The sequence below is a fragment of the Streptomyces sp. NPDC111606 genome (genome assembly GCF_055656945.1).
Genome location: NZ_JBVKBY010000004.1, coordinates 384,390 through 407,841, shown reverse-complemented (window position 1 = coordinate 407,841; position 23,452 = coordinate 384,390). Strand labels below are relative to the sequence as shown.

Genomic DNA, 23,452 nt, shown 5'->3' with positions numbered 1-23,452 from the left:
GGCCCACCCCGTCCATGCGGTCAAGCCCGTCAAGCCCGCCAACAACCAGTCAGGGAAAGGACCTTCCGTGCACCGAGCCGCACACCGCGTCCTCGTCGTCGGCATCGACGGCGTACGCCTGGACGTACTGAACCGTCTGCCCACCCCGCACCTCGACGCCCTGGCCGCGGAAGGCTTCCTCGCCCCGATCGAGGTGGACGCCGACACGCCCACCATGTCCGGCCCCTGCTGGGCGACCGTCGTCACCGGCGTCACGGTCGCCAAACACGGCGTGTGGAGCAACGACTTCACCGGCAACCGCCTCGACGTCTTCCCCGACTTCGCCACCCGCCTCGCCGCCCAGGACGGCCGCCGCACCTTCGTCGCCGCCGGCTGGCAACCTCTGATGCAGGCACACCACGGCGGGCCCCTCTTCCGCGCCCCGTCCAGAACGGCGTACATCTCTCCGACGGCCGACACGCCCGAGGCCTGGGAACACTGCGACGAGCAGATCACCGAGGAGGCGGTACGCGTGCTGGCCGAAGCCGAAGCCGAAGCCGAAGCCGAAGCCGATGCCGATGCCGAAGCGGCAGCAGAAGGCGTAGCGGGAGCCGCCGACGATGTCGTGGCGTCCTTCGTCTACCTCGGCGCACCCGACGAGACCGCACACTTCTTGGGCTGCGGCGAGGAGTACGAAGCCTCGATCCGCCGCGCCGACGCCCGCCTCGGCCGGCTGCTCGCAGCCGTGCGCTCCCGGCCCTCGTACGCCGACGAGCAGTGGACGTTCCTGGTCGTGACCGACCACGGCCATGTCGACGCCGGCGGCCATGGCGGCCGTACGTCCGAGGAGCGCACGGCGTGGCTGGTCGCCGCCGGACCGGGCATCGGCCCGGCGCCGCGTCCGCTCCGGCATGCCGATGTCGCGGCCCAGGTGTTCGCAGCCCTCGGCCGACACCCGGACCGGCACTGGACCCTCGACGGCCGCCCCTTCGCCGCTGCCCCGCACGCCGTGCTCCTCGACATGGACGGCACCCTCGTCGACACCGAGTCGCTGTGGCTGCGCACGGTGCGCGAGGCCGTGCCCCGGATCGGCGCCGACGACCTCTTCGACGTCCTGGGCCGCTCGGCCGCCGAGGCGGCCGCCCGCCTCCTGCCCCTGACCGGCGACAACGACCCGCAGCCCCTCGCGGCGGACCTGGAAGCCCGCTTCCTCACAGCCGTCCAGCGTGAAGCCGCCCCACTCCCCGGCGCCCTCGCCCTCCTCGATCTGCTTCAGGAGTCGGGCATCCCGGCGGCGCTCGTCTCGGCATCGTCGCGGCCGGTGATGGACGCCGTACTGAAGACCCTGGGCGCCGACAGATTCCGTACGACGGTCGCGGAGGGCGAGACTCCGCGCTGCAAGCCCGCCGCCGACCCGTACCTCGCCGCCGCCCGGGCCCTGTGGGTGGACCCCGCGGCCTGTCTGGCCGTCGAGGACTCGCCCACGGGCGTCGCCGCGGCCGAGGCGGCGGGTTGCCGGGTGCTCGCGGTCCCGTCCTACGCGCCCATCGACCCCGGTCCTCGGCGCACCGTGCGGCGGGGCCTGGAGGGTATCGGGAGGGAGGAACTGTGGGCGGCCGGGCTGTGACCTCGGCCGGCCCGACGTTTGTTCGGTGACAGCCGGTCCGCTTACGATCGGCTGCCGCCGCAGCCGAGGAGCCCGCATGCCACCCGCCCGACCCCGCCTCCTGTACGTCACCGACCTGGCCTACCAGGCACGCGGGCGGCGGTACTGCGACGAGGACATCTTCCTCACCTCACGGCTGCGCGAGGACTTCGACCTCGCCCTGTGCCACCCCCGGGACGCGGCCGCGCTCATGGACGCCTTCGACGCGGTCGTCGTCCGCAACAGCGGTCCGGTACTGGGCCACCAGGACGCGTACGACGAGTTCCGCCGGCGTGCCGTCGCCGAGGGGACGCGGGTGTACAACCCGTTGTCGGGCAAGGCGGACATGGCGGGCAAGCAGTACCTGCTCGACCTGACCGTCGCCGGGTACCCGGTCATCCCGACCGTGGACCGCCGCGAGGACCTGCACCTGCTGCCCGAGTCCGATCGGTATGTCGTCAAGCCCAAGCTCGGCGCCGACTCGATCGGGCTGAGGATCGTTTCGGACCCGGTCGAAGAGGGCGTGGGTGAGGAGGCCGGCGGGACCGTCCTGATCCAGCCGTGCGTCGACTTCGCCTACGAGGTCTCCTTCTACTTCGTCGACCACGACTTCCAGTACGCCCTGTACGCGCCGCACACCGACCGGCGCTGGCAGCTGGAGCCGTACGAGCCCACCGGCGGTGACCTGGAGTTCGCCCGGCGCTTCATCGAGTGGAACGGCATCGACCACGGCATCCAGCGCGTCGACGCCTGCCGGGCGCCGGGCGGCGAACTGCTGCTGGTCGAGCTGGAGGACCTCAACCCCTATCTGTCCCTGGACGCCCTGGACGACAGGCGCAGGGACGCGTTCGTCATCGCGATGAAGACGTCCCTGCACCGTTTCCTCGCCGCGGCGGGCTGACCGGGGCCGCGCTCACACCGGTCCGAGGCCGCGCGCTCACCCCACGCGGACGGTGATCCTCTGCGTCGCGCCCTTCGTCGTGCTCAGGTCGCCGAAGGTGAGCCTCAGTGACGAACCGGTCGTCGCCGCGGTCACCGTGGACGGTTTGGAGACCACCGCGGACACGGCCCTGTTCCAGGTGAGCGTCAGGCTCGTCTGCATCCGCATCGGATCGCTGACGCAGATGACCGCCGTGCCGTCGGACCTCTCACTGATCATCACGCAGCACGGATTGCTCGCGACGAGGGGCCCGACCGTGCCGCCGAACCAGAAGTTGACGCCGGTGAAGCCGAGCGAGGGAACGGCGACGCCCTGCTGGTCGTCGGTGTTGGCGAGAACGGTCAGCCAGGTCGTGGCGGCGGCGCGGGCCTGGGTCTGGGCGGCTGTCGCGCCCGGCATGAGCAGATAGGCGTAGCGGCCGTCGGTCGGATTCGTGCCGTGATCGACGTACAGGGTCAGGTACTTGCGGTTGAGGACCGTCGTGGAGCCGCCCTTGTTGATGTCGCTCCATCGACCGTCCCGCGCGTCCCGCAGCGCCTTCACGGTCGCGCCGCCGGGGAACACATAGCCGCCGTGCCCGCCGATGTGGGCCCACGCGGCGCCGGTGAGCGTCTCCGACCAGGGGTAGCCGGCGGGCTTGGCGGTGCCGTCGACGACGAAGGGGGCGCCGCCCGTGGGGCCGAGGTTGCGGTTCTCGACCGTCGTCTCCACTGCCATGGCGTCGGTGCACTTGATGCCGGCGCCGAGGCAGACGACCGTGTCGTCCAGGAAGAACCAGGACTTCTTCGCGAGCAGCGTGGACTGCAGACCCTTCAGGTACTGCCCGATCGCCGCCCGCTGCCCGTCGGTGGCCCCGCCGACCCAGTTCACATCGGGCAGGGAAGCACCCCAGTCGCCGCCTGCCGCGTCCGCGAGCGTTTTGCGCGACGTGGTCGTGCCGGGCAGCCGGTACGGGTCGATCGTGGGCCAGAACGCGTCGCTGTACTGGCCGTTGCCGAAGGTGTCACCCCACCAGGAGAGCATCCCCGAGCCGGTGTGCCAGCCGCGCAGGTTCTCTCCGTTGCCCGTCTCGTAGTACGTGATCCGCCGGTCGGCCATGCTGAGCGAGGCGGCCCAACCGGGTCTGCGGTGCGTGGCCCGGGCCATGTTGGGAAACAGCCGGTGGCCGGTCGGCTCGGCGATCGAAGTGATCGAGGTGTCGTCCAGGACCGACTTGAGGCGGGCCAGAGCGGTGAGCCCGATCGTCTGATTACTCATGGGCGGGCTGTAGTAGTCGCGTTGCAGCCATCCCTTGACCAGACCGCGCCAGCGAGCGTTCTCCGTGGCACTCGCTCCCTGACCGAGCAGAACGATCGACGCGAGGATCGGATGACCCCTGAGGTGATCGTCCTGCTGGATCTGTTTCGTGTCGGACGCGGACAGTCCCCGACTGATCGCTCGCCCGGACACGCTGTCCATCACCAGCCCGTTGTAGAGGAACGGCGCCCACGCCCGCTCCACCGCTTCGAACACGATCTGCCGGTTCGCGTCGGTGACCTCCCAACTCGACCCGGCCAGCAGCGCGAACAGCGACCCGAGCCCGCCGAGCAGCACCGAGCCGTACGAGCCCGTGTACGGCACCGTGGTGTGCTGGATGAACGACCCGTCGGTGTAGAGCCCGTCGCCACTGGTCACATAGGGGAAGACGGGGGAGAGGGCGTCCCGCGCCAGCGCGACCTTGGCGGGGTTCGCACCGACGATCCCGCGCAGCGCCAGCACCCGGCACAGATCCACGCGATTGGCGCCGGTACTGGTGCCGGTGTATTGGGCGACCGCCGAGTCGGGCACGAAGTGGTCCACCGCGGCGACGTAGTCGGCGATCCGGTCCGCCGACAGGTGGTCGTACATCAGCACACAGACGTCGAGCAGCGCCTGCGGAGCACCGATCTGCCAGCTGTACCAGTTGCCGTAGCGGGTCCGGCTCGCGTTGTAGACCTCCGAGTGGAGGTGATCGAGGCCGGTGAGGATCGCGTCCCTGAGCCCGGTGTTGCCGGTCAGGCCGGTGCCCTGCTGGGAGTACGCCTGGGCGAGCGTGTTGAGCCGGTTGTAGCTGGTGTTCATGTTGCCGGAGTAGCCGTAGGACTCCTGATCGGTGTCGGGCTCCGGATCGGCGTACACCAGATCCGGCCAGAGCGAGCCGGCCGCCGGGGCCATGGAGGACCGCAACTGGCCCGCGGTGCTGCCGAGTTCGGCTAGCCGGCTCTTGAACGGTTCCGAGGTGGGGTTGAACCCCTCGCCCAGAATGAGCGAGCGCCACTTCGCCCGCAGCGTGGTGAACTCGTCAGCCTCCGCGGCCGGTTCGGCGGACGGAGGCGCGGCGCTCGCCTGGACGGACAGGCCGAGCGCGACAGCGGTGCCGGTGCTTGCGGCCAGAAAGCCGCGACGTGACCAACGAGTCGTCATGACGGCGCTTTCTAGCAGGGGAACGTTCAAACGCTCAATAGTGAATACCGAATTGATCGTATCGATCATTTCGGGGAGGTGGGGGAAGGTGAACGTGGACCGGTGCGAGGCGGTCGGCGCCCTCCGCCGCGCCGGTGGCGCTCTCCGCTGAACCGGCGGGACGGCAACCCCGTATCACTCCTCGGGGATTGGCGACGCCCGTGAAGACGGGACGGAAGGAGAGCGGCGTGCCCACACGGCCCGACCCCGCGCAGCCCGACGAAGACCCGGCCCTGGAACCGATCCACGTCCTGCGCCCACGTCGCACCGACGCCCTCGCTGAGCTGTTCAAGGAGTTGGAGCAGGAAAGGAACGGCTACGAGACCGTCGTCGTGCCCGGTTCCCTGCCCGGCGCCGAGGACGCGACACAGGAACTCCCGGCCGTCGCCGGGGAAACGAGGATCGCACCGCGCGGCAGTGCCGTCCGCCCCGGCCCGGACGTGCCCGGCCCGGACGCGCCAGGCCCGGGGTTTCGCCGCGCGGCCGTCGCTGTCGCCGTGACGGCCGCCGCGGTCATCGGCTTCGGCGGGGCGCTCCTGCTCTCCGGCCGCGGCGACGGGACGGCGGCGGCGAAGGATCCGGCTCCGTCCGCCACGGCCTCCGCGTCGGCCGCGCCCACCCGGGATGCCCCCGGCGCAGGCGGCGCACCCGGCGCACCCGGCGCCGACGAGCCCGGTGACCCTCCCGCCTGCAGCGCGTCCTTCCGGACCGTCAGCAGCTGGCAGGGCGGCTATCAGGGCGAGGTGACGGTGACCGGCGCGCCCGCGTCCTCGGCCGGCGGCTGGACCGCGACGGTCGTACCGGCCGACGGCGCCCGCCTCACCCAGGTCTGGGACGGCACCCTCACCACGACCGGAGATGGCACGGCCACCGTCGCCAACGCGTCATGGAACGGGAAGCTGGCGCCCGGCGCGAGCGTCAAGTTCGGCTTCATCGCGGACACCTCGGCGTCCGGAGCCCCGTCCGCGGAGGTCACCTGCGCGGCGACGGCGGATGCTTCCTGACGCCCCCGCACGGCCGCGCGCCTCGGGCGAGGCCGGCTCGGCCGGTCAGCGCCCGTGATCGACCAGCGCCTGCGACACCGCACGCACGCTGCGGGCGATGTGCTGCAGCTGCATGACCTCGGCCGCGTACAGCTTGATGGTGTGTTCGATGACCGCCTCCGGCATGCCGAGGGCGGGCAGGTCGGCCCGGGCGGTCTGCAGTGCGGTGCGCGCGACCCGGATCTCGTTCTGGACCTGGATCTGCGCATGGCGGGCGAGCAGCACGGGGTGCCGGATCAGGGCCGGGTAGCTGGCGTAGCGGGCCGGCACCAGCTCACGCAGCCACTTGGCCGCCGAGCGTTCCCAGTCGTAGGAACCGGGGGTCTTGACCTGGCACGGCCAGTCCGGGGTGATGCGCGTGGTCGTCAGAGTCATGATCATCGCTTCCGGGTGTGCGGCGTCGTCCGGGGTGTTCGACGTGGTCGGGGCGGCCCCGGCCTAGGGGATGACCGGGGCCGCCGCCACGGGCGCTCGCGCAGGCGATGCCCGACCGAACAGCCCGCGCGCCGACGCGGGTAGGAGACGGCGGCAACGGGTGTTCGTTGAGGAGCCCGGAAGGGCAGACGGCAATCGCACGACGGATGGGGTGACGTGCGCATGAACGGACCGGCTGCTCTCTGCGGGCGGATGGTGCGTGTGAAGTATTTATATATGCCGTCCGCTTTGCAAGACGTATGAAAACATTCATGCGTGATTTGAAGTGAATGGTCCCCCTGTGGTGCGGTTCGAGCGAAGTGGGGCGGGATCAGTCCCGGAGGAAGAACTGGTGCTGGTCGGAGATGTGCTCGTAGTCCTCGAGCCGCGCCTGTGTCCGCTCCGGGTCGGCGTCGGTCATGGCCTGCAGCAGCGCGGCGGCCATCACGCCGGGTGCGGCGTAGGAGTCGAAGACCAGCCGTGAGCCGGTGCCGGTGGCGAAGACGACGTCGGCGTTGTCGGCCACCGGCCCGAGCGCCAGGTCGGTGATCAGGGCGACCCGCAGTCCGGCACTGCGCGCGACCCGTACGGCCGTCAGGGTCTCCTGGGCGTGCCGGGGCATGGAGAACGCCAGCACCCAGGTGCCGCCCGCCTCACGCGACTGCAGCAGCGCGTCGTAGGCGACGCTGCCGCCCCGGGTCACCAGCCGCACATCGGGGTGGACGCGGCGCGCCGCGTAGGCGAAGTACTCGGCGAGGGACGCCGAGATGCGCAGTCCGAGGATGGTCAGCGGGGTCGACCGGGACAGCTTGCGGCCGATGTCGATGACCTGGTCGGGGTCGCCGAAGTCGCGCCGCAGGTTCTCCAGGTTGTCGATCTCGGCGTCCACGGCGGACTGTAGTTCGTTCGCGCCGTTCTCCTCGGCCGCGGGGCCACCGGCGAGATGGCCGAGCGCGATCGACTGGAGCTTCTCCCGTAGCGCGGGGTAACCGCTGAAGCCCACCGCCGCGGCGAAACGCGTCACCGACGGCTGGCTGACACCGACCCGCTCGGCGAGATCGGTGATCGAAAGGAACGCCGCTTCGGTGATGTGCTCGATCAGATACTGGGCGATGCGCCGCTGCCCGGGGGACAGCCGGGGCTGATCGAAGAGTGTCCTGAGCTGGGAAGTCGGGGACGCCTCCGCTTCGCCGGCGGACTTGCCCGAGGTGATCGCGGATGCCTGTGCGCGTGCCTGCTGCGGCGATGGCAGGGAGGCGGCTCCTTTGTCTTCCACAGTGCTTCAACATAGCTCACACACTGTGGTGACCTGGGCTGGTATGAGGCCCGCGCTCACCGACGATAGATGGTGATCGAATGGCCGACCGTATCGATCGGGTGACTGTTGTCGATCAATTCGGCCAGTCGGCCGGTCGCCTTGGCCACCGAGGAGTCCGACACGACCAGCAGTCCGCGCACCTCACGGGCGGGTACCTTGCGCGGATCGGCGGCATGGATGCCGTAGAAGGACGGCACTCCGCTGCCCTTGTACACCAGCCAGATCCGTTCGCCCGGATACCGCTCGTCCAGCCGGTCCGCGAGCCGGCCCAGGTCCTGGCCCCAGTCCACGTTCGAGTCGTGCAGCCGCACATGGGTCTTCGCCGGACCGCCGAACGCCTCGTTGGAGTACGGCAGGTAGTACGGGTACGTCCGCAGCGAGCTGACCGCGACGAACGCCACCAGCGCCCCCACCGCGACCGGCGCCCACCGCCACCGCACCGTGAGCACACAACCCGCCGCCACAGCCAGGAACATCGGCACGAAGACGGCGTAACGCGTGCCGAAGTCCCGTGACCCGAGCATCGCCGCGGCAAGCAGGACGGCGGCGGGCACCAGCAGGTAGGGCGCCGCCGGACGCAGCCGCCGTACGGCCACCACCGCCACGACACCCGCCGCCCACAGGGCGAGCATGCCGAGCGGCGTCTTCACCAGCAGCGCGGCCGGCAGGTAGTACCAGAGTGAGCCGGTGTAGAGCCGGCCGAAGAGGAAGCCCTGCCACGGGTACTCCTCGAAGCCGAACTGCACCCGCATCCCGTCGCCGTAGGACTCCGGGAACGGCAGCAGATCGATGACGAGTTCGCGCAGCCCGTGCACCACGGGGACAGGCTGCTGCGGCGTCCAGCGCAGCCGTGGGTCGACCACCAGATACGAGGCCCATACGACCGCGATGGCGGCCGCCGCCACGACCCCGGCGCTCACGGCGGCCCGGCCGAGCGCCCGTCGGCGGGACTCCGTGGGCGACTTCGCGCACCAGACCGACAGTCCCGTGAGCGCCAGTAGCACCGGGACCGCAGCCAGCGTGCTCATCTTCGTGGCCAGCGCCGCGCCGAGGGCCACTCCGGCCAGTGGCACGTACCAGCGCGGCCGGCGTCGGGCCCGCCACAGCAGCCAGACCGACGTCAGCACGAATCCTGCCGCCGGAACGTCCAGTGTGGCCAGCGAGCCGTGCGCGATGAGGTCGGGGGAGAAGGCGTACAGACCGAGGGCCACCAGACCGCCCGCACCACCGGCCAGTTCACGGGCGAAGGCGAAGACGATCAACCCGAACGAAAGCGTCAAAACGATCACAGGGAGCCGAGCGAGGAGCATCAGCCGCCATGGATCGTTGCCCGACTCGTACAGCAGATGCCGCCCCAACTGTCCCTGATCGCCGTTGAAGGAGCGGTCGACGTGTGGATCGACCGCCGCCACTCCGACAGCGATGATCAGTTTTCCGAGTGGCGGATGCTCTGGGTTGTGGATCAGTCGGTGCTCGTGCAGATACTCCGCGGCAGTGCCCACATACACGGGCTCGTCGATCGTCGGAGTCTGCTGCACCGCCGTCGTCACCATGGCGACGGCCATCTGGCCTAGCAGCAGGACCACGAGGAGCGGCACGAGCCAGCGGTTGCCGGACAACCGCGTGGGCTGCGTGACGGAGGCGCCGGACCCGACAGAGGTGTCGGAACCGGCGGAACCGTCGGGCACGCCGGAGAGCGCCTCCGGGGCCGAGGCGGGGACCGAGTGCTGTTCGAGCGCCATCTTCCGCACCGCGGCGCCGTCGGCCCCGCGGCGTCGGGTGCTGATCCGGAGCCGGCCCATGGGCCCACTCTGCACCAGCTCCCGCCCGGGGACGGCGTTACCGCTTGACGAGTCGTACCGACAGACCGTCCGTCGTGTAGACGGGTACGGCTCGCAGTGTGCGGGAGTTCAGCTCCACGCGGTCGAACCGGCCGCGCAGCTGTGACGCCTCGATGACCGGCACCGTGGTGCCTGCGACCGGCGGACGTTCCGCGTCGAGGCGCAGCGACAGGACGCTGCCCCGGCCCAAGGTGACCCGGCGGGACACTTCGAGCGCCGGACCGTGGTTCTTGCGGACCAGCAGTTCCAGGACGGAATCGCCGTCCTGGACGTACGAGCCGCGCACCCGCAACACCTTGTCCGCGCGGAGCGTGCCACGCTTCACCCGCACGTCGCCCTCTCCGAGGGCGTTGGCGGAAGCGGCGACCAGCACGCCGTCCTCGACCACCGTGCCGCCGTGGTACCGGTTGTGCCCGGTCAGCGTGAGCGTGCCGGTGCCGCGCTTGGTCAGACCGCCGTCGCCGCGGATGTCGTTGCGCCAGCTGTCCGCCGCACCGAAGCCCCCGGCCGCCGCGTCGAGCGTGACGGTCACGTCGGCGTCGAAGGCGCCGTAGCCGTCCGCAGCGGTGAACATGTCGAGCCGTCCCCACTGCTCGAAGCCGTCCAGCAGGACGTATCCACCGGGCAGCGCGGTCGTGCGCAGCACCTCGCGGCGCTGGGCCGCGGTCAGGTACGGCTGCCGCGTCTCCAGCAGCACCTCCGCGCCCTTCGGCACGGCCGGCGGCTCGTCGCGACCGCGCCGGGTCAGCACGTAGGTCAGCTTCGGCTCGACCGTGCGGGCGTTGGCGTCACGGTCGGCGTACGGGTCGGTGTCGCGGCCGGCCGAGTGGGCGTACGCGTTGAGCGTGTCTGCCGTCGTGCCGGTCCGCTCCTCGAAGTACGCCAGGGCCTGGGCGCGGGCGGCGGCCTTGAGTTCGGCGTTGGCCGGGTCGGTGAGGGCGGCGGCGGCCAGGGCGGTGGCCATGATGCGGCCGCCGAGGACGTCGACCGTGGAGTGCATGCCCGCCACGATGCGGGTGTGGCTGAGCTCGAAGGCGCGGGTCACCAGCTCCTGGAAGCGCTCGGGCACGGCGTAGGCGTACGCCAGGGCCGCCAGGTGCAGAGCGTTGGTGTGCCCGCTGGGGAAGCCGCCGTCCTCGGTCGCGGTCTCACCGCGCTGGCGCAGCAGCTGCGGGGCGACGACCACCTTCGACTCGTGGACGGGAAAGCCGAACTCGTCCTTCCTGCCGGAGTCGACGACCTCGCTGTCCTCGTTCATCCGCCACGGACGCGGGTACTGGAAGGCGAACTTGGCCGGGTTGCCGGAGGCGAAGGGGCCGCGCACGGTGTCGACCAGCTTGGCCACCTGGCCGAGCTCCGAGTCGTACGATCCCGCGCCGATCGCGGAACCTGCCGGGGCGTCCGAGGGCACGGCGTCGCTGATCTTCCCCGAGGGAGTGCCGTCCGGAGCGCTGGTGATCGATGTGACCGCCTTGGCGCCCGACTTGTACAGGTCGGCCAGCGGACCGAGACCGGCGATCACCGAGTAGCTCTGGTGCTGACGGTCGATGATGAACGATTCCTTCGCCTGTGCGTCCGTGCGCGCGGCGGTGATCCGGACGCTGTAGCGCATGTTGGCGCGCAGCAGGTCGGGCATGAGCGGCGTGCCGGTGTTCCAGGCGCCGCCCGTCTTCCATATCTTCGCGAAGCCGCCGAGAACGCGGACCACCGCGTTGGTCTCGGGCGTCAGGTTCGCGACCACGTTCGTCTTGTAGTCGTCGACGAACGCGGCCGCCTTCGCGGCGGACTTGGCGTCCGCGGCGGGAAGCCAGCCGGCGACGGCAGGGACGGCCAGCAGGGCCGCACCGCCACCGGCGGAAGTCAGGAGAAAGCGCCTTCTACTGAGGGGTGGGGTGGCGTGGTGCCCGACGGATGCCGGCATGGTGCCTCTCTCGAGTTCATCGGCCCGAACGGCCGGGAGGAGATCGAAATGAGCGACTCGACCGTCTGGTGCACATGAGACGCACGAAACGCAGGGAGATCGAGTCTTACGGGCGAAGATCTACGGGCGAGTTGTGTCGGACTCGGGAGGGCGCGGAGTCCGGCAGATGTCACACAAGTGAACGGGCGAGCGTCAAGGCACCCTCGACCGGCGGCACTTCCAGGCGCGACGGCCGGGCCCCCGGCACGCCGTCGGCGAGCGCGGCGGCGAAAGCGTCGTACAGGACGGGCTGGGCGAGAATGGTGCTGCCGGCGACCACGACGTCGTCCACCGGGACCCCGCGCGAGGCGAGTCGACCGACCAGCGCGGCCAGCGACCGGCCGCCCTCGTCGATCACCGCACGGGCGAGCGGTGAACCGGCCCGGGCGGCCGCGAACACCACCGGCGCATGCCGGCCCCACTGGGCGGAGGGGCTCTTGGCGCTCTCCAACGCCGCGCCGAGTGCGGGCACTTCGGCGACGTCGAACGCGTCGACGAGCCCGCGCGCCAGTGCGTCGGGCTCGTCGCCGAGATCGTGCGCCGCCCACACGGCCCGTACGGCCTCACGGACGAGACCCGCCGAGCCGCCCTCGTCGCCGAGGGCCGCGCCCCAGCCGCCGACCTGGACCGCGGTGCCGTCGGTCAGCCGGCCGACCGCGACGGACCCGGTGCCGGCGACCAGCCCGACCCCCTTGTCCAACCCGGCGGCAGGGACGAGCAGTTCGGCGTCGCCCACCACCGACGCGGGTGCGTCGAAGTGGAGTTGGAGCGCGGTACGGATCTGGCCGCACTGGCGGGGTGTCTCGCAGGCGTGCCCCCCGACCGTGAGGGCCGAGGGACGCCCGCCGGTCGGCAGGGTGTCGGCGACCAGTGCGGCCAGCCAGCCGGCGGCGGCGACCGGGTCGTGCGGCCGCCAGCCGCTGCTCGTGCGGACGTGATCGGCGACCATGACGTCCCCCGCGCGTGCGCGCAGACGCGTCTTGGTGCCGCCCACGTCGATACCGACCACGAGAGGAGGCGAGTGGGGAGTGTCCTGCACGGATCCTCTTTCGTCGTTGCGCGATGGCTGCGACGGCGGGCGAACCGTGCCTGGGCGTGCGGAGACGTCGCGATGAGCGGCGTGGATCCGCGCCGTTGAGCGTAGGGAAGCCCCGGGACGGGCTTCGTTTCCGGGGCGGCAGGCGAGTACCGCATCAGTTCGTTAGGAAGTTAACTAACGAAGTAGGGTGCGTCAAGAGGCGCGGAATTCCCGTTGGCCGAACGATCATTTCGGCGGTTCCGGCCGCCGCAGCAAGACCAGGGGAGACCATGGACCTGAGCGAGAGCGCGCGTGCGGTGTTCGCGGTGCTGGCCGGGGCGGGCACCGCCACCCGTCCCCAGTTGGCGGCCGGTGCGGGCCTGTCCAAGCCGACCGTCTCCGCCGCCGTGGCCGAACTGGAGGCCGCCGACCTCGCCGCGCACTCCGGCACCGCCTCCGGCGCCACCGGCCGCTCCGCCGCCGTCTACCGGCTCGGGCCCGCCGCCGGCGCCGTGCTCGCCGTCGACCTCGGCCCCGCCCGGACCCAGGTGCGGGGCTGCGCCCTCGACGGCAACCTGCTCGCCGAGTGCGCCGGCTCCCGCGACGATGCCGCCGACACCGTGCGCAAGGTCCTCGACGCGCTGCCCGACGAAGCCCCGCTGCGCGCCGTCGTCGTCGCGGTCGGTGACGTCACGACCCGGGACCGGGACGGCAGCGGGATGCGGCCCGCGACCGCGAAGGCCGGCCCCGTCTTCGACGCCATGGCCGTCGCACTGCCGCCGGGCGTACCCGTCCACCTGGAGAACAACGTCAACTGCGCCGCCCTCGCCGAACTGCACGAAGGAGCGGCTCGAGGCCGTCGCACGTTCGGATATCTGCGCATCGGCGTGGGCATCGGTCTCGGCATCGTCGTAGGAGGCCAGGTACTGCGCGGCGCGAACGGGGCCGCCGGTGAGGTGGCCCGGCTGCCGTACCCGTGGGACGAGGGCCGCGAGCCGCGCCACGAGGCGCTGGAGGACCGCATGGGCGTACGTTCCCTGCTGCGCCGGACGGCCGAGGCGTGGCAGGACGACGACGAGCCGTGCCCCGAGACCGCCGAGCGGCTGTTCGCCCTCGCCGGGACGGGCCACCGCGCGGCCGGTGCCGCGGTCGCCGGGCACGCCGCCGACATCGGCCGGCTGGCCGCCGCAGTGGCCGCCGTCCTCGACCCCGGGCTGATCGTGCTGGGCGGTGCCGTCGGCTCGAACCCGCAGCTCGTGCCGGGTGTTCGGGCCGAGCTCAGCCGGCTGAGCTGGCCCACCGAGGTCGTCAGCAGCGCGCTCGGCGACAGCGGCACCGTGGTCGGAGCCACCCGCCTCGCCGTCGCCCGTGGAATCCAAACCGTGACCGCGGCGGTCCAGGCGAAGCATTGACGGACTCCGCCCGCTTCTGCCAATGTCCGGACAAGCGCTTTCTGAGCCGGCGGGACCCGGCTCGGGACGAGGTACTCCGCCGTACATCGCGTACGGCGAGCCGTGCGAGGGCGTGCTCGTACGGTCACGGCCAGGACGACGGCCGTGGACCTTCGTCCGACACGGCGGAACGACCGGGCGAGGTCGCGGGCCGTAGGGCGCCATCCACAGAAGGATCCGAGCCGCGCTGACCGGCCGGGCAATCCGTCACGCACATCCAGGGAGGACCCGGTGGGTCACCAGATCTCGCGCAGAACCCTCTTCCGCACCGCGAGCGGACTGGCCGTCGCCGGCGCGCTCGGCAGCTCGCTCAGCGCATGCGCCGGCGGCACGGGCGCCGGCAGCACCAGCAGCGACCTGACCATGACGTGGTGGGGCAGCGACGACCGGCACAACGCCTACAAGAAGTCGCTCGCCTACTTCCAGAAGCAGAACTCGAAGATCAAGATCCGTGAGACCTACCAGGGCTACGACGGCTACTTCGACAAGTTCAACACCAACATCGCCGGCGGCAGCGCCCCGGACCTGCTCCAGATGGACACCGCACTGGTGGCGCAGTACGCGCGCAAGGGCGTCCTCGCCCCGCTCGACTCCTACGTCGGCAAGACCCTCGACCTGACGGGCTTCTCCAAGACGCTCCTCGCCGCCGGCACCGTGGACGGCAAGCTGTACGGCGTTCCGTCCGGCATCGGCGTCAACCAGCTCACCGTCAACCGCAGCGGCCTGGAGAAGCTCGGCCTGAAGCTGCCCGACCGCGAGTGGACCTGGGCCGACCTGAAGAAGATCGCCCAGGACGTCCACAAGAAGAGCGGCGGCAAGACGTACGGCGTCGACGACGGCGGCGGCTCCACCCTCCAGTGCTTCGAGGTGTTCGCCCGCGAGAAGGGGCAGACCTTCTTCTCGGACGACGGCAAGAAGCTCGGCTTCACCTCCGACACCCTCCAGGAGTGGTGGGAGTACTGGGCCGAGATGCGCAAGACGAACGCGTCCCCGCCCCCGGCGATCACCTCCGCCGCGCACAACGACCTCACCAAGAACGCGGTCGTCATCGGCAAGGCGCTGTTCACCTTCGACTCCGGCGTCTACGGCGCGGGCGGTTCCATCACCGACGCCCAGCTGGACTTCCTGCCGACCCCGCAGGGCGACTTCTCCGGCGCCCGCGAGGGCAACTTCGTCAACGGCGGCGTGCTGCTGTGCGCGACCAAGGCCAGTAAGAAGGTCGCCGACTCGGTGAAGATCATGAACTTCTTCGCCCAGGACGACACGGCGATCAAGGACATGCAGCTGTTCCGCGGCATCCCGCCGACCGAGAAGGCCCGCAACCTGATCGCCTCGGGCCTGACCGAGACGGACAAGCTGAACATGGAGAACGCGGACTACATCTCCCAGCGTGTCGCCAAGGCGTCCAACGCCCTGCCCGCGCCGGTGCCGCCGCCGCAGGGGGCCGACCAGATCTGGGACCTGCTGTTCCAGTCGAACCTTGCCGTGGCCTTCGGCAAGAAGTCGATCAAGGCGCAGCTCTCCGAGTTCTTCGACCAGGCGGCGGGGATTCTGGGGGGCTAGCTCCACTGGGGCAGCCGAGGACGCAAGTGCCGCGAAATGCTGTCGTTCGTCTGCGGTTTCGTCATGGCTGGTCGCGCCCACGGGGCGGAGCCGCACATCGATACGGACCCGCGCCCCTTGGGGCGTGGCAGTGAACCGGGGCTTCGAGACGCACCGCCCCATCTGAAATACCGGGAGAGGGCCAGGGAGACATGAGTATGACCACCGCGCAGACCGGCGAGGTCGTCAAGGAGCCGTCGGTTCCCGCGACCCCGTCCGACCAGCGGGAGCGTGACCGTATGCGCCGTCGGCTCGCCAGACGGCGGGGCGGGGGATGGTGGCCGTACCTCTTCCTGGCCCCCTGGTTCGTGGGCCTGTTCGGGCTGACGATCTACCCGATGCTCGACTCGCTGTACCTGTCGTTCACCAACTTCGACCTGCTGACGCCCGCGCAGTGGGTCGGCATGGACAACTACAACCGGATGTTCACCGACGACCCGGTCTTCTGGGACTCGGTGCACGCCACCCTCGTGTACGTCGTCGTCTCCGTGCCTCTGAAACTGGCACTCGCCCTTGCGGTGGCGATGCTGCTCAACCGCGATCTCAAGGGCATCGGCCTGTACCGGGCCGCCTTCTACCTGCCGTCCCTGCTCGGCGGGGCCGTGGCCGTCGCCATCGTGTGGCGGCAGGTCTTCGGCGGCGAGGGCCTGTTCAACGACTTCCTGGGCTGGTTCGGGCTCAACACCGGCCAGGACTGGATCTCCAGCCCGGACACCGCGCTCTACACGCTCGTCCTGCTGGCCGTCTGGCAGTTCGGCACACCAATGGTGATCTTCCTCGCCGGGCTGAAGCAGCTGCCGAAGGACGTGTTCGAGGCGGCCGCGATCGACGGCGCCGGCGCCGTCACCCGGTTCTTCAAGATCACCCTGCCGCTGCTCACTCCGATCGTCTTCTTCAATGTGGTCCTTCAGATCATCGACGCGTTCAAGACGTTCACGCCCGCGTTCGTGATCAGCAACGGCTCCGGCGGACCGCTCAACTCGACCATGCTGTACTCCCTCTACCTGTACAAGAAGGGCTTCACGGACCTTCAGATGGGGTACGCCTCCGCGCTGGCCTGGGTGCTGTTCCTGGTCATCGCACTCTTCACGGCGGTCAACTTCATCGCCAGCCGCTACTGGGTCCACTACGACGACTGAGCGAGGAGTCCTTCACCCATGTCCGCCATCACCCCGCCCCGGTCCTCGACGTCGCCGCTGCACAAGCTCCGCTCGGCCACCGGCAGCCGCCGTATCTTCATCCACACCGTGCTCATCGGCGTGGCGATCGTCATGCTCTACCCGCTGATGTGGATGCTCAGCAGCTCCCTGAAGCCCGACACCGAGATCTTCACCCACCCCGGGCTCATCCCGACCGCGCTGCGCCCCGAGAACTACTCCGAGGGCTGGAGCGGCTCCGGCAACTCCTTCTCCCTTTACATCACCAACTCGTTGATCGTGACGATCGGCGCGGTGATCGGAAACGTCATCTCCTGCTCGCTGGCCGCCTACGCCTTCGCGCGCTTCGAGTTCCGCGGCAAGAAGATCTGGTTCGGCCTGATGCTCGGCACGCTGATGCTGCCCACCCAGGCCGTCCTGATCCCGCAGTACACGATCTTCTACAACCTGACCTGGATCAACACGTTCCTGCCGCTGATCGTGCCGAAGTTCCTCGCGGTGGACGCCTTCTTCATCTTCCTGATGGTCCAGTTCATCCGCTCCATCCCGCGCGAGCTGGACCAGGCGGCCATGGTCGACGGCGCCAACCCCTGGAAGATCTACTGGAGGATCATCCTGCCGCTGATGAAGCCGGCGCTGATCACCACCACGATCTTCACCTTCATCTGGACCTACGACGACTTCCTGCACCAGCTCGTCTACCTTCAGCAGAACGACAAGTTCACCGTCCCCCTGGGCCTGACGCTGTTCCTCGACCAGACCAGCGGCTCCTCCTACGGTGCGATGTTCGCCATGTCGACACTCGCCCTCCTGCCCACCCTCATCTGCTTCCTCATCTTCCAGAAGAGGCTGGTGGAAGGCATGGCCACCTCCGGCATGAAGGGCTGACACCCGTGCATCTCCCTCGCCAGCTCGGCGCCCTGCACGACCTCCCGGACACCCCTCAGGCCTACGACGCCGTCCTCGCCGGCGTCGCCGAACAGGCCCTGGCCCGGCTCACGCCGGAGGGCAACCTGGAACACCCCGACTGTGTCGACGACATCGGCGACACCTCGCTCGGCGTCACCTCACTCCTCGCCCTGGCCTGGCAGCGCGGCCAGGACCCGCGCCTGCCGGAGGCGGTGCGCCGCAGCCTCGCCTTCCATCTGCGCGAGCGGGTCCACACCGAGGACAACCCCGGCTACCCGAATCTGCGGGCCCGCAACTGCGGTCTGCCGTACGCCCGCTACACCCTCGCCCCCGGCGCCCATCCCATCGGTGACTGGCCGAGCACGGTGTGGGCGCTGCTGCAGGCGGTCAACGTGCTGGACCTCGCGGAGGGCCTCGTCGAGGACGAGCAGCGCGCCGAGCTGATCGAGGTGGCGCACGGCTACTGGCGCTGGCTGACCGAGGCGACCTTCTTCAATCCGCAGGAGGCCGGCAACCAGGCCATCGGCTGCCTCGTCGGTGGCCTGATGCTGGCCCGTCACCTCCCGCCGGGCCGGCGCGACCTGGTGCGGTCGCGCGCGATCGCCCTGTACGGCGACAAGATCCGCGCCCACCGGGTCGCCGACCGCGGTGCACTGCTGCCTCCCGAGCACGGCGGCGCGTACGACAACAACTACGGCCCGATCTCCCTGTCCTTCCTCGCCCAGGCCCACCGGGTCAGCGGCGAGGAGATCTTCGCCGAGGACGGCGACGCGCTCGCCCGCTACATCGACGCCCGCCTGCCCGGCGGCGGCTTCGACAACGGCGGCCCGCGCTACAGCGAGCAGCACAGCGGCTTCGAGTCGGTCCTCGGCCTGCGCTACTTCAGCCGGCGCATCGGCTCCGACCTGGGGCGCTACCGCGGCGACACCCGGTGGGGCCGGCACGCGGTCAAGGCGGACGGCGAAGTCGACGGCCACTTCGCCTGGATGCTGGTCTGGCAGATCCAGGACACCGCGCGCTGGCACCGCACCCCGTCCCCGGCCCCGGCCCGCCACCAGCTCCGCGCGGGTTCGGTCTCGGTGGCCTTCGACGACCGTATGACCCCGTCCCTGGTCGAGGCGGGCGGCACGTACTACCTCCCGGCGGCGGTGAACCGGCAGCACGGCTTCGGCCCCGTGACGGACCGCTTCCTCTTCTGCCGCCCGATGGGCGAGGTCCGCGTCCGGGACGTCCGCGCCGACGGCCTCACGGCCAAACTGGTCACCAAGCCGGTCGTCGGCCCCGACCACGTCCTGCGGCACGTCCGGTCCCTGTACGTCACCGACGGCACGGCCCTGTGGGTCACGGTCGCGGTGGAACGGCTGCCCGGCACGCCGTATCTGCTCGCGGGCCTGCCGTACGCCACCGACGACGCCGACCGCGTGCGCAGGACCGCGGACGGTGACGTCACGTCGGCCGGGGAACTGCGCCTGACGCACCCGGAGTCGGACGGCGCGGACCACTTCGACGCCCGCGCGGACCGGACCCAGGAGGAGGCGGCCTTCGCCCTCGCGGCCGACCCTCGCGGCTACGGCAACCCCGACCTGGGCTGGAGCCACCTGGTCGGCTCCACGGCACTGGAGGCCGAGCCGGCGCCCGGCGCACCGGAGGACCTGCACGTCTTCGCCGTACGGTACGGAGCAGGACGCCACGGAGCGACGGGCCCGTTCGCGCCCACCTTCGCCCAGGACGGTCCGGGCCTGACGGTCCGCACGGAGGCGTTCACCGCCGTGGTCGGCGAGGCGGCGGGCGACGCGCACGGAGAACCGGAGCTGACGCTGAAGGCCGTATAGGCCGGTCCTGCGGACCGTATGGGCGGTCCTCAAGCCCCCGCACGGGCCGTCGACGGCCCGTGCGGGACGGGCACCACCGTGGCCGATACCACCAGGTCGGCCCGGTCCCGGGTCACGGCGACCAGCTCCGCGTTGGGCTCGTCCGAGCGCAGCACCCAGGCCACGGCCTCGTCGTGCGGTTTGCCGAACTCCTCGTGCCGCGCGATCAGCCGCCGCAGGCGCTCCGGCTCGTCGAGCTCGCAGAACCACACCTCGTCCAGCTGCGGCCGTACCCTCGCCCACGCGCCCGTGTCCAGCAGCAGGTAGTTGCCCTCGGTCACCACCAGCCGGGCCGTGGCCTCCACCGGAACGGTGCCCGCGACGGGCTGCTCGAGAACCCGCTCGAAGCCGGGCGCGTACACGGTGTCACCGTCGGAGTCCTCGCGCAGGCGCCGCAGCAGCGCCGCGTACCCCGCCGCGTCGAACGTGTCGGGCGCGCCCTTGCGGTCCCGGCGGCCGAGCCGGTCCAGCTCCACGTCGGCCAGGTGGAAGCCGTCCATGGGCACATGCGCGACCCAGGGATCCCCGGCACCGTTCAGCTCCCGCACCAGCTGCTCGGCGAGCGTCGTCTTGCCCGCCCCCGGGCTGCCGGCGATGCCCAGGACGGCGCGGCGCCCGTCGCGTGGGAGGGACCGGGCACGGGTCAGGAGATCGTCGAAGGTCAGGGCCACACAGCTGAGTGTGTCACCCGGTCGGCGATGACTTCCGGCGGTCCGTGGAGTCTCCTGGGAAAGGGGGGTTCTCCTCATCACAGGTCATCACGGGCCATCACGAGGGGGGAGGGAGGCGCGCACCATGCCGGACGACGACACCACTCAGATCCGCACACTGATCACCACCTGGGCCGACGCGGTCCACCGGGGTGACCTCGACGGCGTCCTCGCCGACCACACCGAGGACATCGTCATGTTCGACGTACCGCCACCCCACGACGGCATCCGCGGCCTGCCGGCGTACCGCGCCACCTGGCCGCCGTTCTTCGAGTGGCAGGCCAAGGGCGCCTCCTTCGAGATCGAGTCACTCGACATCACCGCGGGCGCCGACGTGGCGTACGCCCACGCCCTCCTGCGCTGCGGAACCCCGGACGAACTCGCCGAACGCCCCACCCTGCGCCTGCGTCTGACGCTCGGTCTGCGCAGGGACGGTGACCGCTGGGTGGTCGCCCATGAGCACCACTCGTTCCCGCACGACTGACACACAGCCGAGGACGTCCCTGTCAGGCACCTGGCCGAACATCACACTGCACACTTGCACCTTGCGCGCTAGTTTGTCCGTGTTTGTGATGATTTCTCGGTTCCCCGTCGGCCAACTCGCCCGGCTGCGGGGCTCGGAACCCTACGACTCGTAGGGGTGAGGGGTGGACGATGGCCCACGGCACGAAGCCCATGCTCACGAGCGTGGGACGGCGCGACGAGGCGCTCGCGTCCGGGAGGCCGTGGCAGGCACGCGGCCACGGCCTGCTCGCGGCGGTGGCCGGGGCCTTCACCCTCGCCCAACTCCTCCTCGTACGGCCCTCGATGGGCCTCGGCTGGGACGAGATCGTGTACGTCAGCCAGGTCGGCACCGACGCGCCGGCCGCGTTCTTCAGCGCGCCACGCGCGCGTGGCGTCACCCTGCTGGTGTGGCCCATCGCCTCCTGGTCGTCGTCCACGACACTGCTGCGCGTCTACATCGCCATCCTGTCCGGACTCGCCCTGTACCTGACCCTGCGCGTCTGGCGCGGCCTGTTCCCGGCCCGGGTCCTGGCAGGCGCCGGAGCCCTCTTCGCCTCCCTCTGGGTGACCCTCTTCTACGGCCCGCAGGCCATGCCCAACCTCTGGGTCGCCTTCGGCGCCCTGCTCTGCGTGGGCTGCTTCCTGCGGGCCCGCGCGGACCGCTTCGACCGATGGGCCCTGTGGGGCGTCTTGGCCGGTGCCGCGCTGATGGCGTGGATGCGGCCCACCGACGCCGTATGGGTCACGCTGCCCCTGCTCGTCCTCGTCGTTGCGGTACGGCACTGGCGGCTCGGGGCCGCTCTCGCGGCGGGGCTCCTGGCCGGAGGCGTCCCGTGGGTGATCGAGGCGTTCGTCAGCTACGGCGGTCTGCGCGAGCGGCTGAACCAGGCCTCCCGCATCCAGGGCGACCTGGGCTGGAACCTCGCCGTCGACGACCAGCTGCGCAGCCTGGTCGGAAACACCCTGTGCCGGCCCTGCAACGGCGAGATGCCCGACCCGGCCGTCTACGCCTGGTGGTTCGTCCTCCCCCTGCTCGCCGCCTACGCTCTCGCGGTCGCCGTCCTGGACGGACGCACCACCCGCACCCTGGTCCCGCTGCTCTGCGCCGCGACGGCCGCCTTCCCGTACCTGTTCCTGATCGGATACGCCGCCCCCCGCTTCCTGCTGCCCGCCTACGCCCTTCTCGCCATCCCGGTCGCGCACGCGCTGCTGCGCCTGGCCACCACGCCGACCGGCCGGTGGCGGCCGGCGGTGGCGGCCGTGATCGCGCTCGGTCTGGCCGGGCATCTGGCCGTGCAGTACGCGGTTCTGGACCACACCGTGGACCGCACCACCGGCAACCGCGAGGCATGGGCCCGCTCCGCCGCCGAACTCCACCGCCTCGGCGTGCGCCCGCCCTGCCTGCTCACCGGGCACGAAGCCATCCCGGTCGGGTACTACACCGGCTGCGACTCCGGCGCGACCCGCGGCAACAACGCCAACACCACCACGGCCGACATCCTGCGGACCTCCCGAAGGGTCCCGGTCGGCGCCCTCACCAATCCCGGCGGCACACCTCCCCGGTACGCCCGTGGCTGGGAGCTGCACCGCCTCGACGGCCTGGAAGTCCGCATCGCCCCGGCGCGGGGCGCGGGCGGAGGGGCATGACGTCGGAGCAGTTCCTCGCCGCACCCCGGCGCCGACGGGCCTACTGGAACGCCCTGCTCACGCTCGCCGTCCTCGTGGCCGTGGTGTGGCTGGCCCGGCGTCACTGGTCCGTGCTGGAGACCGGCGCGGTCCGCCTTGCCGTCGCCGACCGGGGCTGGCTGTTCCAGGCCGCCGCGGCCACGCTCGTGACGTGGCCCTGCTCGGCGCTCGCCCTGCAGGGTGCGGTGCCCCGTCGGCTGCCGCCCGGCCGACTCGTGGCAGCGCAGTTCGCCGCCTCCGCGGCCAACCACGTGCTGCCCGCCGGACTCGGCGCCGGCGCGGTCAACCTGCGGTTTCTCATACGCTGCGGCATGCCGATAGCCGCTGCGGCCACCGCCGTCGCGGTCAAGGGCACCGCCGGCGCGATCCTGCGGGGCGCCCTGATCGCCGTCCTCTTCGCCGCCAGTCCCGGTGTGCTGCACCTCCCGCACGTCAGCGGGGGAGTCCTGATCGCCGGGTGCGCCGCGGTCGCCGCCGCGATCGTCCTGCTGAGCGGTCCCCTCCGGCTCCGATGCCGGCGGGCGCCGGCCGCGGCCTGGGCGTACGTCGTCGCCGTCCACGCGAGACCGGTGAGGGCGGCGGCCCTGTGGGGCGGCTCGCTGGCCTTCGTGATCCTGCACTGCGCCGTGCTGATCGCCGTCAGCAGTGCGGTCGAGCTGCCCCTCCCGCCGGCCCGAGTGGCGCTGCTGTATCTCGCCGCGAGCACGGCGGCGGCCCTGCTGCCCACACCCGGCGGCATCGGATCCCTCGATGCCGTGCTCGCCCTCGCGCTCACCGCGGCCGGCGCCCCGGCCACCGTGGCCGCCTCCGCCGTGCTCGGCTACCGGCTGCTGACGGTGTGGCTGCCGCTCATCCCCGGGCTGATCGTGCTCGCCGTGCTCGTCCGGCGCGGGACGCTGTGAGCGGCAGGTTCCTTGCGGCAC

At 71.1% G+C, this 23,452-nt stretch carries 18 protein-coding genes; 11 read left to right on the top strand and 7 right to left on the bottom strand.

Annotated features, from left to right (window positions below; translation table 11 throughout):
- Positions 1-67 precede the first annotated feature (67 nt).
- Positions 68-1,606 carry an HAD-IA family hydrolase gene (locus ACZ7M7_RS17155; protein ID WP_472118016.1) on the top strand — a complete coding sequence of 513 codons (1,539 nt, stop codon included), beginning with the start codon at positions 68-70 and terminating at the stop codon, positions 1,604-1,606.
- 76 nt (positions 1,607-1,682) lie between these two features.
- A complete protein-coding gene (locus ACZ7M7_RS17150) occupies positions 1,683-2,525 on the top strand; it encodes an ATP-grasp domain-containing protein (RefSeq protein ID WP_472117370.1) in 843 nt (280 codons plus the stop codon).
- Positions 2,526-2,561: 36 nt separating this feature from the next.
- Here the strand turns inward: ACZ7M7_RS17150 and ACZ7M7_RS17145 are convergent, their stop codons facing one another.
- Positions 2,562-5,006 (bottom strand): polysaccharide lyase 8 family protein, encoded by a 2,445-nt coding sequence (locus tag ACZ7M7_RS17145; protein WP_472117367.1) that lies wholly within the window; start codon positions 5,004-5,006, stop codon positions 2,562-2,564.
- A 227-nt stretch (positions 5,007-5,233) separates the two neighbouring features.
- Between ACZ7M7_RS17145 and ACZ7M7_RS17140 the strand changes: the two genes are divergently transcribed.
- Entirely contained in the window at positions 5,234-6,049 is an 816-nt protein-coding gene (locus ACZ7M7_RS17140) for a cellulose binding domain-containing protein (RefSeq protein ID WP_472117364.1), read from the top strand.
- A 45-nt stretch (positions 6,050-6,094) separates the two neighbouring features.
- On the opposite strand, the gene ACZ7M7_RS17135 is transcribed toward ACZ7M7_RS17140, so the two are convergent.
- From ACZ7M7_RS17135 to ACZ7M7_RS17115, 5 genes are all read right to left on the bottom strand, one after another.
- Positions 6,095-6,469 carry a hypothetical protein gene (locus tag ACZ7M7_RS17135; RefSeq protein WP_383627387.1) on the bottom strand — a complete coding sequence of 125 codons (375 nt, stop codon included), beginning with the start codon at positions 6,467-6,469 and terminating at the stop codon, positions 6,095-6,097.
- A 364-nt stretch (positions 6,470-6,833) separates the two neighbouring features.
- Positions 6,834-7,754, bottom strand: a complete 921-nt coding sequence (locus ACZ7M7_RS17130) for a MurR/RpiR family transcriptional regulator (RefSeq protein ID WP_369276425.1) — start codon at positions 7,752-7,754, stop codon at positions 6,834-6,836.
- A gap of 80 nt (positions 7,755-7,834) precedes the next feature.
- Entirely contained in the window at positions 7,835-9,622 is a 1,788-nt protein-coding gene (locus ACZ7M7_RS17125; RefSeq protein ID WP_472117361.1) for an ArnT family glycosyltransferase, read from the bottom strand.
- A gap of 37 nt (positions 9,623-9,659) precedes the next feature.
- Positions 9,660-11,582, bottom strand: a complete 1,923-nt coding sequence (locus ACZ7M7_RS17120; protein ID WP_472117358.1) for a phosphatase PAP2 family protein — start codon at positions 11,580-11,582, stop codon at positions 9,660-9,662.
- A 169-nt stretch (positions 11,583-11,751) separates the two neighbouring features.
- Complete coding sequence (locus ACZ7M7_RS17115) at positions 11,752-12,660, bottom strand: N-acetylglucosamine kinase (protein ID WP_472117355.1); 909 nt, start codon at positions 12,658-12,660, stop codon at positions 11,752-11,754.
- A gap of 269 nt (positions 12,661-12,929) precedes the next feature.
- Here ACZ7M7_RS17115 and ACZ7M7_RS17110 point away from each other — a divergent pair, with 269 nt between their 5' ends.
- The 5 genes from ACZ7M7_RS17110 to ACZ7M7_RS17090 all read left to right on the top strand — a co-directional run bounded on the left by ACZ7M7_RS17110 (position 12,930) and on the right by ACZ7M7_RS17090 (position 19,590).
- Positions 12,930-14,051, top strand: coding sequence for an ROK family protein (locus ACZ7M7_RS17110; protein ID WP_472117353.1), 1,122 nt, complete (start codon positions 12,930-12,932; stop codon positions 14,049-14,051).
- Positions 14,052-14,321: 270 nt separating this feature from the next.
- The gene (locus ACZ7M7_RS17105; protein ID WP_472117350.1) at positions 14,322-15,653 is read left to right on the top strand and encodes an ABC transporter substrate-binding protein; all 1,332 of its coding nucleotides are present in this window, start codon (positions 14,322-14,324) and stop codon (positions 15,651-15,653) included.
- A gap of 197 nt (positions 15,654-15,850) precedes the next feature.
- A complete protein-coding gene (locus tag ACZ7M7_RS17100; protein WP_472118014.1) occupies positions 15,851-16,831 on the top strand; it encodes a carbohydrate ABC transporter permease in 981 nt (326 codons plus the stop codon).
- Positions 16,832-16,849: 18 nt separating this feature from the next.
- The gene (locus ACZ7M7_RS17095) at positions 16,850-17,737 is read left to right on the top strand and encodes a carbohydrate ABC transporter permease (RefSeq protein ID WP_383601783.1); all 888 of its coding nucleotides are present in this window, start codon (positions 16,850-16,852) and stop codon (positions 17,735-17,737) included.
- Positions 17,738-17,742: 5 nt separating this feature from the next.
- Positions 17,743-19,590 carry a hypothetical protein gene (locus ACZ7M7_RS17090; RefSeq protein WP_472117348.1) on the top strand — a complete coding sequence of 616 codons (1,848 nt, stop codon included), beginning with the start codon at positions 17,743-17,745 and terminating at the stop codon, positions 19,588-19,590.
- A gap of 29 nt (positions 19,591-19,619) precedes the next feature.
- On the opposite strand, the gene ACZ7M7_RS17085 is transcribed toward ACZ7M7_RS17090, so the two are convergent.
- The gene (locus ACZ7M7_RS17085; protein WP_472117345.1) at positions 19,620-20,300 is read right to left on the bottom strand and encodes a nucleoside/nucleotide kinase family protein; all 681 of its coding nucleotides are present in this window, start codon (positions 20,298-20,300) and stop codon (positions 19,620-19,622) included.
- A gap of 124 nt (positions 20,301-20,424) precedes the next feature.
- Between ACZ7M7_RS17085 and ACZ7M7_RS17080 the strand changes: the two genes are divergently transcribed.
- The 3 genes from ACZ7M7_RS17080 (at position 20,425) to ACZ7M7_RS17070 (ending at position 23,431) form a co-directional block, all read left to right on the top strand.
- Positions 20,425-20,823 carry a YybH family protein gene (locus ACZ7M7_RS17080; protein WP_472117342.1) on the top strand — a complete coding sequence of 133 codons (399 nt, stop codon included), beginning with the start codon at positions 20,425-20,427 and terminating at the stop codon, positions 20,821-20,823.
- Positions 20,824-20,993: 170 nt separating this feature from the next.
- Positions 20,994-22,490, top strand: a complete 1,497-nt coding sequence (locus ACZ7M7_RS17075; RefSeq protein ID WP_383601793.1) for a hypothetical protein — start codon at positions 20,994-20,996, stop codon at positions 22,488-22,490.
- A complete protein-coding gene (locus ACZ7M7_RS17070; RefSeq protein WP_472117339.1) occupies positions 22,487-23,431 on the top strand; it encodes a lysylphosphatidylglycerol synthase domain-containing protein in 945 nt (314 codons plus the stop codon). The genes ACZ7M7_RS17075 and ACZ7M7_RS17070 overlap by 4 nt, the downstream gene beginning before the upstream one ends.
- The last annotated feature ends 21 nt before the right edge of the window (positions 23,432-23,452 follow it).